Source organism: Nitrospirillum amazonense (assembly GCF_007828045.1).
GTDB classification, from domain to species: domain Bacteria; phylum Pseudomonadota; class Alphaproteobacteria; order Azospirillales; family Azospirillaceae; genus Nitrospirillum; species Nitrospirillum amazonense_C.
On sequence record NZ_VITN01000013.1, the window covers coordinates 89,192 to 101,118 of the forward strand.

Genomic DNA, 11,927 nt, shown 5'->3' on the forward strand with positions numbered 1-11,927 from the left:
AGTGCGTAACCGGCCTTGCGGGCATTTACAGTGTCGTTACAACATCCCCATCGGACGCGGCGGGGATTGCCGGTACAGTTGTCCATGCCCGGATACGCCCTTTGGGAAACGCCCTTGAGGGCATTGCCCAGCGGGCGGGTTCGGGCCCGCATATGGGACGAGAGATGTCTGAGAACATTCATCTGCTGGTGGTCGACGACGACCGGGAAATTCGTGATCTGCTGACCCGCTACCTGACCCGCCACGGCTACCGCGTCACCGCCGCCCGCGACGGGCAGGAGATGCGCAGGTTCCTGGCTGACCGGAACATCGACCTGATCGTCCTTGACCTGATGCTGCCCGGTGAGGACGGCCTGGTCCTTTGTCGCGCCATCCGCGCGGAGTCCGGCCCGCCGGTGGTCATGCTCTCGGCCATGGGCGAGGACGCCGACCGCATCCTGGGCCTGGAGATCGGGGCCGACGACTACCTGCCCAAGCCCTTCAACCCGCGCGAGCTGGTGGCGCGCATCAAGGCGGTGCTGCGCCGGTCGCAGGCGGCCAACGTGGGCGGCGGCCCGGCGGCGGGCGCTTTCAGCTTCGCCGGCTACATGCTGGACCCCGCCCAGCGCCGTCTCAGCGCCGCCTCGGGCGAGGAGATCGCGCTGACCGCCGGGGAGTATGAGCTGCTGCTGGCCCTGGTACAGCGGCCGCGCCGCGTGCTCTCGCGCGACGACCTGCTGGAAATCACCCGCGGCCGCGCCGCCGGCCCCTTCGACCGGTCCATCGACGTGCAGATCAGCCGCCTGCGCCGCAAGATCGAGACCGACCCCGCCGACCCCGCCATCATCAAGACGGTGCGATCCGGCGGCTATATCTTCTCCGCCGAGGTCGGCACGCCATGAGGGCCGTCACCGACCGCATGTCGTATTCCATCTTCGCCGTGCTGGTCGGCGGCATCCTGCTGAGCCAGGCCATCGCGCTGGGGCTTTACCGGACCGACCGGGCCGAGGCCGTGGCCGCGGCGCAGAGCGGGCAGCTGGCCGGCTGCCTGGCCAGCATCGCCGGCGTGGTGGACCACCAGCCGGCAGACATCCGCGACAAGATGCTGGCGGGCCTGCGCGACGGCAATTTCAAGGTCAATGTCGCCGGCACCACCCAGGACGTGTCGCTGGACGTGTATGAGAAGCCCAAGGTGAATCCGCCGGGCCCCCGTCACACGGACATGATCGCCCTGCCGCCCTTCGGCACCATCACCACCCCCCCGCCGGAGCCCAAGTACGTCATGGCCAGCCACCAGCTGGCCGACGGCAGCTGGCTGAACGTGCACATCCCCATGGCCGGGGCCGACGCCCTGTCGGAACCGGGCTTCCTGGCCTCGCTGGCAGGCAGCGCCGCCGTGGCCATCCTGCTGTCGGCCTGGGTGCTGGGCTTCACCACCCGGCCGTTGCGCCGCTTCGCCGCCGCCGCCGACCGGCTGGGCGTGGACATGAACGCCCCCTCGCTGGATGAGACAGGCCCGCGCGAGGTGCGGCTGGCCGCCGCCGCCTTCAACAAGATGCAGCGCCGGCTGCGCGCCTTCGTTGAGGATCGCACGCGCATGCTGGCCGCCGTGTCGCACGATCTGCGCACGCCGCTGACCCGCATGCGCCTGCGCGCCGAGTTCGTGGACGACGACGGCGTGCGCGAGAAGATGCTGGAGGATCTGGGCGAGATGGAGTCGATGATCGGCGCCACGCTGGCCTTCGCCCGGGACGAGGCGGCGCAGGAAACGCTGGAGCCCCTGGACCTCAACCTGCTGCTGTCGCGCGCGGCGGAGGATTATCGGGACGCCGGCAAGCCCGTGGGCTTCAGCCCGGCGCCGGGACCGGTGCGCGTGGTCGGGCGGCGCACGGCGCTGAAACGCGCCTTCACCAACGTGGTGGAAAACGCCCTGAAATACGGCGTCAGCGCCGACGTAGCCGTGGCCGTGCAGGGCGAGACGGTGGCCGTATCCGTCACCGACCAGGGGCCGGGCATCCCGGAGGCGGAGTGGGACAACGTCTTCCGCCCCTTCTACCGGCTGGAGGCCTCACGCTCCCGCGACACCGGCGGCACCGGCCTGGGCCTGTCGGTCGCCAACGACGTGGTGCGTGCCCACGGCGGTGAAATCCGGCTGGAGAACCAGGCGGAGGGCGGCCTCAAGGTCATCCTGCACCTGCCGCTGGAGACGGCGCGATAAAACCGCACAGGCGCGGGTGCGGGGGGCGTCTTTCCGTAGGCCGTGGGCGCCGTTGAGGCGGCCCATACGGTCGGGGGGCGCCTCAACGGCGGGTGAAGCCCCTGGCGGTTCCCCCCTGGCCGTGGCTATGATGCGGTGATCGAACCCGTGCGCCTCGCTTTCGCGTGCCCTTGAGATTCCGTTATGGCCATTCAGAACCGCATCGCCGATTTCCACGCCGACATGACGGCTTGGCGGCATCACATCCACGAAAACCCCGAGGTGGCGTTCGAAGAGACGCAGACCTCCGCCTTCGTGGCCGGGAAGCTGAGCGAGTTCGGGATCGAGGTTCACCGCGGCTTGGCCGGCACGGGCGTGGTGGGCGTGCTGCAGGGGGAGGGCCGGGACACCGGCAAGACCATCGGCCTGCGCGCCGACATGGACGCCCTGCCCATGCAGGAGGAGAACACCTTCGCCCACGCCTCCAAGGTGGCGGGCAAGATGCATGCCTGCGGCCATGACGGCCACACCACCATGCTGCTGGGCGCCGCCCGCTATCTCGCCGAGACCCGCAACTTCTCCGGCACTGTGAACTTCATCTTCCAGCCGGCCGAGGAAGGGGCCGGCGGCGGCAAGCGCATGGTGGAGGAAGGGTTGTTCGACCAGTTCCCCTGCGACATGGCCTTTGGCATGCACAATTGGCCGGAACTGCCGCCAGGCAAGATGGGCGTTCGCCCCGGGCCGGTCATGGCCGGCGCCGACCGGTTCGAGATCACCATCCAGGGGCGCGGTGGCCACGCCGCCCAGCCGCACCTGGGGGTGGACCCGGTGGTGGTCGCGGCCCAGCTGGTGGTGGCGGCGCAGACCCTGGTCAGCCGCGGCCTCTCGCCCGTGGAATGCGGCGTGGTCAGCATCACCCGCATCCATGCCGGTACCGCCTTCAACATCATCCCCAACGAGGTGAAGCTGGCCGGCACCGTCCGCGCGCTGACGCCCGAGATTCGCCAGCAGCTGGAGGATGGCTTGCGTAATCTGGTGCGGACCCTGCCGCCGGTGTTCGGCGCCACGGGTGAGCTGGTCTATCACCTGGGCTATCCGCCCACCATCAACCACGCCGAACCCTCGGTCATCGCCGCCGCCGTGGCCGCCAAGGTCGCGGGGGCGGAAAACGTGCTGGGCGACATGGGGCCCAGCATGGGGGCGGAAGACTTCGCCTACATGCTGAATGCCCGTCCCGGCTCCTATGTCTGGCTGGGCCAGGGCGGCAGCGCGCTGGGCTGCTCCCTGCACAACCCGCGCTATGACTTCAACGACGACGTTCTGCCGATGGGCGCCAGCTACTGGGCGACCCTGGTGGAAACCGTTCTGCCCCGGGTGGCATGATCCGGCCCTGGCCCATCCGCCGGGAGGGGTCCCGGATCGCGGCTTCCGCCCGCTGTGACAGCCGGGCAGGGGGCGGTCGTCGTCGTCGCCTTGCGGGGCCGGCGCGCCGCATGGCCGCGCTGGGGCTGGCCCTGGGCATGGGTGCCGCCTTGACAGGCTGCTCCGGCGGCATGGCGTGGCTGGGGGGCGAGCCGCCGCCCGATGACAACGCCCTTCCCCCCGCCGTTTCCCCCAGCCTTGTTGGGCGCGGCGAATGGCACGGCGGGCTGAGCCGGGCGCAAAGCACGACATACCTGGTGGCCCGCAACGCCGCCGAATGGCAGTCGCTGTGGGACCTGGTGGGAACGCGCGTCCCGGGCGCCCTGCCGGAACGGCTGATGGCGTTGGGTGTTTTCCTCGGGTCCCGTAACTCATCCGGCGCCGGGGTGGAGGTGGTCAACACCCGCGTGGAACACCGGGATGGCATGCGCGACCGCCTGGTGGTCGAATATCACGAGTTCGACCAGTCCTCGCGCAACACCGCCGCCGGCAGCCTGACCAGCCCTTACGCCATCGTCCTGGTGGATTGGTCGGACGCGCCGGTGCGTTTCGCCCGGGTGCCCTGAGGCCCCCTGAGAAGTCCGGTGCGCTGGCCCGACACGCCTCGCCACTGAGCGTTGCCCAACCAAAACAAAAGGCCCGGAACTTGGCGGTTCCGGGCCTTTGTCCGTTGTGGTGTCGCCGTCTTACGCCTGATGCGGCAGCACGGTTTCCGAGGGTAGGGGAACCGGCTCCAACTGGCTGTAGTCGGGGACGATGTGGTGCAGTAGGGCCTGCAGGCGGTCGGCGTCGGCGGTGGCGCAGGCCGCGTCCAGCTCATCCAGCGAGCGGCGCAGGATGGCCAAGTCCACCGCGCGGGGCGAGGCCACCAGCACGCCCTCGGCGGAGGTCTGTTCCGGCGGTTCGGCGGCGGCGAACATCTCTTCATACAGCTTCTCGCCGGGCCGCAGGCCGGTGAAGGTGATCTTGATGTCCTTGTCCGGGCGCAGGCCGGCCAGGCGGATCATCTGGCGGGCGAGGTCGATGATCTTCACCGGCTGGCCCATGTCCAGAACGAAGATGCGGCCCCGGTCGTCGCGCCCGGCGTTCATGCCGTAGGCGGAGGCCTGCAGCACCAGCTCCACCGCCTCGCGCACGGTCATGAAGTAGCGGCAGACCTCGGGGTGGGTGACGGTCAGCGGGCCGCCGGCACGCAGCTGGCGGCTGAACAGCGGGACCACCGACCCGGTGGAGCCCAGCACGTTGCCGAACCGCACCGTCATGAAGCGGGTTTGCCAGCCCTTGCCGGCGCCGCTTGACGCCACGATGTCCAGGGCCTGGCAATAGCACTCGGCGATGCGCTTGGTGGCACCCATGACGTTGGTGGACCGCACCGCCTTGTCCGTCGAGATCAGCACCATCGCGGCCGCGCCGGCGGCGATGGCGGCGTCGGCGACATTGCGCGTGCCCATGACGTTGGTCAGCACGCCCTCGACCGGGTTCAACTCCACCATGGGAACATGCTTCAGGGCGGCAGCGTGGAACACCAGTTCCGGCTTTTCCTCATGGAAGACTTCCATGAGGCGGTTGCGGTCGCGGATGTTGGCCAGCACGGCGCGGCAGTCCAGGTCCGGGCAGTTCTCCCGCATCTCCATCTCGATGGAGTAGAGGTTGAACTCGCCATGATCCAGCAGGATCAGGCGGCGCGGCTTCAACTGCGCGATCTGGCGGGTCAGTTCCGACCCGATGGTGCCGCCGGCGCCCGTGACCAGCACGGTGCGTCCGGCGACCAGGCCGTCGATGGCGCCCTTGTCCAGGGCCACCTGGGGACGGCCCAGCAAGTCCTCGATGACGATGGGGCGCACGGTCATGGGCCCCTCGTTCACGGCGTCGCGGAAGTCGGTGAGGTCGGGCAGGCGGGCCAGCACCAGATTCAGCGCCTCGCACTTTTCCACCAGCGCACCCAGCCTGGTGCCCGACAGGCGGGCGCGGGGGCGGGTCAGGATCAGGCGGCGCGGGCACTGCCCCCCGGCGGCCAGGTCGCCGACCACGGACGACAACTCCGCCAGACGGCCCAGCACCTTCACGCCATGGATCTCGCGGCCGATGCGGCCGCCCTTGTCGTCCAGGATGCCGACGACGCGGTAGGCGGCGTCCCGATCCGTGGCCATGGCGCGGATGAAAATCTCGGCTTCATCGCCGGCGCCGACCAGCAGCACGGGGATGCGGTCGCGGGCGTTGCTTTCCAGGATGCCGGCCAGGCGGCGGTCCTTGGCCAGGCGGTACAGCAGGCGCGGGCCGCCCAACAGCACCACCAGCACGAACCAGTTGATCAGCGGGACGGAGCGGGGCAGGGCATCCAGCCGCGTCACCAGGAACATCAGCAGCAGGAAGACCAGGATGGTGGTGGTGACGGCGCGGGCGATGGCCATCAGATCGCGCAACGAGGCGTAGCGCCAGACGCCCGAGTTCATACCGAACAGGCGATAAGCAGCGGCGGCGATGATGGTGAAGAGCGCGACGCCGGGAACCAGGGCTTGGGTGTAGTGGGTGATCCCATCCCCAACCCTCAGGTACAGCGAAACAATAAACGAAACCCCGGCAACCAAAATGTCATGAAAGTATGCAAGGAAGCGCCGATCAAAAATAAGCGGCAGCCGGAAGATTTCTTTTAGTTTACGCATGGCTCCAGCCTGCGGTTGATTGTTTATGGGCGATTAACAGAGCGTGACGGAGGCACTGAAATCGCATGTCCGAGGATGTATTTCTAAACGCCTGACGTGATCCTGACACCATCCGATACTCTGCTGCAAGTGCGAAAAAGGATTGGCAGGGCATATGCCTACTCCATTAGGCAGGTCGTTTTTCAACGTCCTGCATTGGCCCAGCGGCAGGCAGTAAGGACATCCAGTCCCCAAATCCTTGTTAGCGGTACTCCTGAAAGCTTCCGGATGATAGTGGTCAGAAGCATGAAACCATTGGGAATCTAGAGACGCGCGCGGCTCGGAAAATAGGTCTTTCCGACTAGAAGGGAAGCGATAAGGGGATGGGTCTGGGGTGCGCCCTCACGAGCGCAGCCACGCGAAAATCCCTTTGCTTTTGGGCTTCACCGCGGCGGCTTTTCCAACCGGCCGCTTGGCCCCCGCCGTGGCAGGGGTGGGAGAGCCGGGCGTTTTAATACCGGCGTAGTCGCGCTTGAACCGCTCCAGATCCTCACGCAGGCCGAAACGGAAAGACACGTGCAAGACCTGGGAACGGCGGTTCAGGCCGGGATCCAGTTTTTCTTCCATGCCCAGAAACTCGACGGCCCACCGGCCTCGAATATTGGCCCGGATCCAATCTTCCGCCTTGTCCATGTCGCCGGCTGAGCTTAGTTGCAGTGTTGTCGTGAAATCTTGCTGCGCGCTCACACTCGCCTCTCAGGTCATTTCCTGGTTGAACGGATCAGGCATGATCATCCCGGCGTCCCACTCGATCTCGCGACCAGGGACGGTTTGCCGGGCGGCCGGCGGGACTGTTTCCCGAGTCGCCCACGCGACTCTGCTTCGCGGCGCAGACCTTAGACGACACCCGCTGCGGGCGACTACGCATCTCCCGGACAGCAAGGGGCCGGAAGCCGTATGGCCGATGGAGATAGATGCCCTGCCGACGTATCCCGGTGACGACGGCCGCCGCCTTGGCCAGCGGCCTCTGCTAGCGGCCATTGAACGCGTCAGAGGCGCCGGTGCCGGATCCGGTATCGACAGGGCCGCAGGATCGGGTAGGGTCCCCGCCTCGGTTTTCGCCAGCGGACGTTACCTCCAGATGTTCCCTACCTTGCTTCAGCGCGGTTTCCAGGTGGAGTTCCTGTCCCATGCCCGGGCCATCCTGGGCGTGGACTTCCCCGACGCCATGGCCGAGCTGGACGCCGTTATCGGCGCGCTGTCCATCCCCGTCACGGAAATCGTCGGGTCCGGCGGCGGTGAGGCCAAGATCACCCAGCGTCTGCGCCGTTCCCTGGCCGAGCATGGATGGGAGAAGGCGCACTTCACCATCGAGAAACGGGTGAACGGCAAGCGGCGCGAGTCCATCAGCCACGAGGTGGACCATGTGCGCGACGTGCCTGGCGTTGGCGTCATCGCGCTGGAGATCGAGTGGAACAACAAGGACCCGTTCTTCGACCGCGACCTTGAGAACTTCAAGCGCTTGCATGCCGAGGGTGTCATTTCCGTCGGCGTCATCGTCACCCGGGGCCGCAGCCTGCAGGATGAGATGGTGCCCATGGTGCGCCGCTTCGCCCAGGGCCGGGGCCTGACCTGCGACGCCGACGTGCTGGCCCTGGGCCTGCGCCCCACCACCCGGCAACAGGATGACGTGGCCCGCCGCATGGCCGGCGGCGCGCCGTCCTTCGCCGAGGCTTGGGCGGCCTCCTTCTGCCAGGACAAATACGGGGCCGCCACCACCCACTGGCGCAAGCTGGAGGACCGCGTGCACCGGGGTGTGGGCAACCCGTGCCCGCTGCTGCTGATCGGCATCCCGGCCGACGTCGTCACCTTCGACATCCCGCTGTCGGACATGCCCAGGGCGCCGGTGCCGGAGCCGGTGGAAGCGGAGCTGCCGTTTTTCTGATTCCTCAAGCGCCGGCGGGCCGTCCGGCCCTTGGCTCACCCTCGATTTCCAGTCCGCCTTCGGCTTCCCGGAATCTCCGGCTCACAGCAGGTCGCGCAGGCGGTACCACAGGCTGGCCAGCATCAGCAGGGGCACGCGCCAAGGGGGGGCGACGAAAGTTTGCTGGGGCAGTCGGGCGAACACGTCATAGCGCTCGGCCTGGCCCATGATGGCCTCGGCCAGCAATTGGCCGCAGATGCCGGTCAGGGCGACGCCGTGGCCGCTGTAGCCATGGGCGTAATAGGTGGAGGGCGACAGGCGGCCCAACTGGGGCAGGCGGCTGACGGTCATGCCTACGCTGCCGTGCCAGAAGTGGTCGATGCCCACGCCCGTCAGCTGGGGGAAGCAATGGTGGAGGCGACGCGTCAGCTTGGCCTTCGCGTCCGGCGTCGCCCGGTTGGCGAAGTTCACGCCGCCGCCGAACAGCAGTCGGTGGTCGGCGCTGCGGCGGAAATAGTGTAGGCCGACGTTGGTGTCCGACACCGCGTGGTCGCCCGGCAACAGGGCCGCCGCCCGTTCCGCCCCCAGGGGCTGCGTCGCCAGCATGTAGGTGACGATAGGAACCAGCGTGGGCGTCAACGCTGGCGCCAGCTTGCCCAGGTAGGCGTTGCCGGCCAGCACCAGGAAGCGCGAGCGCACGCGGCCGTGGGGGGCGGTCACCACCGGGGCGGCGCCCGTGGTGATGGCCAGCGCGGGCGTGTTCTCGTACAGGCGCGCGCCGGCCTCGCGCGCGGCGCGTCCCAGGCCCTGGGCGTAGGCCAGTGGGTGCAGGTGGCCGCTGCCCCTATCCTCCAGCCCGCTGTCATAGCGCGGGCTGGCCAGCAGGGCGCGGAGCGCCTCGCCCTCCACCAGGCGCAACCGGTCATAGCCCACGGTGTCCGCGTCGCGCAGCTGGGCCAGCAAATCCCGGCGGTGGCGGGGCTTGGCGGCGGCGTTGATGTAGCCCCAGCGCAGGGCGCAGTCGATGCCGTGTCGTTCCACCCGCTGGACCAGCAGGGCCTTGGCTTCCTCCGCCAAGGCCCACAGGCGCCGGGCGTCGTCGGCGCCGCCAAGCCGGGCGATGGCGCTGACGGGCTTGTTATAGCCGCTGATCAGCTGGCCGCCGTTGCGGCCGGAGGCGCCCCAGCCCACACGCTCCGCCTCAACCACCACCACGTCGTAGCCGCGTTCCGCCAAGGTCAGGGCGGCGGACAAGCCGGTGTAGCCCGCGCCGACGACGCAGACGTCGCAGTCGGTATCGCCGGCGAGCGCCGGAACGGCGGCGCCGGGCGGGGAGGAATGGACGTACCAGCTATTTGGCCAGCAGATGCTCATGTCAGCCGGGCAGCCAGCGGCACCAAAGCGCCAAGGTGGCCCGGCGGCCGTAAAGGGCGGCGTGCAGCAAGGCGCTGGTCAGCACGGCCAGCAGGCCCGCGTACATCACGTCGCTGAAGAAATGGCCGCCCATGCCGATGCGCAGCAGGCCCACGCCGGCGCCGACGCCCAGCCCGCCATAGAGCCACAGGCGCTGCCGTCGCCGCGCGGTGTAGGCGAAGCTGTGCAGGAAGAAGGCCAGCACGGCGTCCCCCGACACGAAAGAGCAGTTGCGCCCGCAATTGGCCTTGGGAGCCGGCAGCACCGGCGGGGTGTAGGGGGCGGCCCCGCCGAACTCCACCACCTGGACGGGGCGGGCGCGGTGCCAATGGTCCTTCAGCACGGCATTGCCCAGGAGGCCGGGCCCAATGGCCAGCGACAGCAGCAGGAAGCCCCAGGCGCGCGCGTCGGCGCCCAAGAGGGTGGCACCCCGTGGGGGCCGGCGGCGCCAGGCGGTCCAGGCGGTGCCCAGCACCAGCGTGCCGGCCATCACCCGGGCGCCCACCTGCACCGCCTCGTGCAGCAGGTTGGCTACCGGGTTCGCCCGCCAGGCGAAGCCCCCCTGCGGCGTCCAGAACCAGCCGGCCGCGGCCAAGTCCAGGGTGGGCGAAACCGTCGCGTAGGCCAGCAATGCCGCGAGGCCGATCAACGCCATGAAACTCAGGGCGCGGGGAAGGGTTGGGGACGGCATGGCGGCGGGACGATCCGGAAGAATGAAGGGACGCACCCGTCCGCACATATCATCCGATGGGGGCGCTGTCACCTCGGCATAGGCCGCAAGCGCTAGGGTTCCCGCCAGCTTTGGCCGCTGCCATGCCGCATTCCCGCCCCGATATGATGGGACGGTCCCTGTCGATTTTGTCCGGTTCGGATCGCCCGAGAGCGGCGTTCCCATCCCCGATATCGAGGTGTACGACCCCATGGCCGTCCTGGAAGAATTCATCCGCAGCAACCGCATCACCGAGGTGGAATGCCTGGTGCCCGACCTCTCGGGCATCGCCCGGGGCAAGATCGTCCCGGCGGAAAAGTTCCTGCGCATCCTGCGGGATCGCGGCTTGCGCCTGCCCGAGAGCGTCTTCATCCAGACCGTGACGGGCGACACGCCGCCCAACAGCGTCACCAACCCGGAAAACTCCGACGTCTACATGCTGCCCGACCCCGGCAGCGTGCGCTTCGTCCCCTGGTATGAGGCGCCCACCGCCGCCGTCATCTGTGACTGCGTCTACGCCGACGGCACCAGCGTCGACATCAGCCCGCGCTGGGTGCTGAGGCGCGTGCTGGAGCTTTATGCCGAGCGCGGCTGGAAGCCCCTGGTGGCGCCCGAGCTGGAATTCTTCCTGGTGGCGGTGAACAAGGACCCGGACTATCCACTGGTTCCGCCGGTCGGCCGCTCCGGCCGGCAGGAAAGTGGGCGCCAGGCCTTCGGCATCGACGCCGTCAACGAGTTCGATCCCATTTTCGAGGCGGTCTACGATTACTGTGAGCAGCAGGACATCGACGTCGACACCATGAGCCATGAGGCCGGTGCCGCCCAGATCGAGATCAACTTCAACCATGGCGACGCGCTGAGCCTGGCCGACCAGGTCTTCCTGTTCAAGCGCACGGTGCGTGAGGCGGCCATCCGCCACGGCATCTACGCCACCTTCATGGCCAAGCCCATGCAGAACGAGCCGGGCAGCGCCATGCATATCCACCAGTCGCTGGTGGACGCGGAAACGGGGCGCAACCTGTTCGGCCACCCCGATGGCGGCGACACGCCCCTGTTCATGAGCCACATCGCCGGCCTGCAGAAGTACCTGCCCAGCGCCATGCCCCTGCTGGCGCCCAACGTGAACAGCTATCGCCGGCTGGTGCAGGGGTCGGACGCGCCCATCAATGTCCACTGGGGGCGGGACAACCGCACCACCGGCTTCCGTGTGCCGCTGAGCCAGCCGGAGGCCCGGCGGGTGGAGAACCGCGTGGCCGGCGCCGATGCCAACCCCTACCTCGCCATCGCCGCCAGCCTGGCCTGCGGCTACCTGGGCATGGTGCAGGAACTGGAACCCACGGAGCCGGTGAAGGGTACCGCTCACCGCCTGGCCTTCACCTTGCCCCGCCACCAAGGGGACGCCCTGGCCAAGCTGAACGCCAGCCGCCCCTTGCGGGAGATCTTCGGCGAGCGCTTCGTCGCCTGCGTCACGGCGGTGAAGCAAGCCGAGGACGCCGCCTACCAGCAGGTGATCTCCAGCTGGGAGCGGGAGAATTTATTACTTAACGTTTGATGCCCTGCGGGCGCCGGCATCCGCCGGCTCGCATCCTCGATTTCCGGTCCGCTGACGCTCCCCGGAAATCTCCGGCGGCCCCCGTCGGG

10 protein-coding genes are annotated in these 11,927 nt (G+C 68.5%); 6 read left to right on the top strand and 4 right to left on the bottom strand.

Annotated features, from left to right (window positions below; translation table 11 throughout):
• Positions 1-164 precede the first annotated feature (164 nt).
• From FBZ89_RS19455 to FBZ89_RS19470, 4 genes are all read left to right on the top strand, one after another.
• The gene (locus tag FBZ89_RS19455; RefSeq protein ID WP_145751515.1) at positions 165-881 is read left to right on the top strand and encodes a response regulator; all 717 of its coding nucleotides are present in this window, start codon (positions 165-167) and stop codon (positions 879-881) included.
• The gene (locus FBZ89_RS19460) at positions 878-2,197 is read left to right on the top strand and encodes an ATP-binding protein (protein WP_145751516.1); all 1,320 of its coding nucleotides are present in this window, start codon (positions 878-880) and stop codon (positions 2,195-2,197) included. Before FBZ89_RS19455 ends, FBZ89_RS19460 begins: the two co-directional genes overlap by 4 nt.
• Positions 2,198-2,380: 183 nt before the next feature.
• On the top strand, positions 2,381-3,559 hold the full coding sequence (locus FBZ89_RS19465; protein WP_145751517.1) for a M20 aminoacylase family protein: 1,179 nt from the start codon (positions 2,381-2,383) through the stop codon (positions 3,557-3,559).
• A gap of 110 nt (positions 3,560-3,669) precedes the next feature.
• On the top strand, positions 3,670-4,164 hold the full coding sequence (locus FBZ89_RS19470; RefSeq protein WP_145751518.1) for a hypothetical protein: 495 nt from the start codon (positions 3,670-3,672) through the stop codon (positions 4,162-4,164).
• 120 nt (positions 4,165-4,284) lie between these two features.
• Here FBZ89_RS19470 and FBZ89_RS19475 read toward each other — a convergent pair whose 3' ends face one another.
• Together FBZ89_RS19475 and FBZ89_RS19480 are read right to left on the bottom strand one after the other, a co-directional pair.
• Positions 4,285-6,261, bottom strand: coding sequence for a polysaccharide biosynthesis protein (locus FBZ89_RS19475; protein WP_145751519.1), 1,977 nt, complete (start codon positions 6,259-6,261; stop codon positions 4,285-4,287).
• Between the two features lie 381 nt (positions 6,262-6,642).
• On the bottom strand, positions 6,643-6,987 hold the full coding sequence (locus tag FBZ89_RS19480) for a hypothetical protein (RefSeq protein ID WP_145751520.1): 345 nt from the start codon (positions 6,985-6,987) through the stop codon (positions 6,643-6,645).
• Between the two features lie 394 nt (positions 6,988-7,381).
• Here FBZ89_RS19480 and FBZ89_RS19485 point away from each other — a divergent pair, with 394 nt between their 5' ends.
• On the top strand, positions 7,382-8,185 hold the full coding sequence (locus tag FBZ89_RS19485; RefSeq protein WP_004274424.1) for a BglII/BstYI family type II restriction endonuclease: 804 nt from the start codon (positions 7,382-7,384) through the stop codon (positions 8,183-8,185).
• Between the two features lie 81 nt (positions 8,186-8,266).
• On the opposite strand, the gene FBZ89_RS19490 is transcribed toward FBZ89_RS19485, so the two are convergent.
• Entirely contained in the window at positions 8,267-9,538 is a 1,272-nt protein-coding gene (locus FBZ89_RS19490) for an NAD(P)/FAD-dependent oxidoreductase (RefSeq protein WP_145751521.1), read from the bottom strand.
• Between the two features lies 1 nt (position 9,539).
• Positions 9,540-10,268 carry a phosphatase PAP2 family protein gene (locus FBZ89_RS19495; protein WP_145751522.1) on the bottom strand — a complete coding sequence of 243 codons (729 nt, stop codon included), beginning with the start codon at positions 10,266-10,268 and terminating at the stop codon, positions 9,540-9,542.
• Positions 10,269-10,497: 229 nt separating this feature from the next.
• Between FBZ89_RS19495 and FBZ89_RS19500 the strand changes: the two genes are divergently transcribed.
• Positions 10,498-11,838: a glutamine synthetase family protein gene (locus FBZ89_RS19500; protein ID WP_145751523.1), complete on the top strand. Its 1,341-nt coding sequence runs from the start codon at positions 10,498-10,500 to the stop codon at positions 11,836-11,838.
• Positions 11,839-11,927 lie beyond the last annotated feature (89 nt).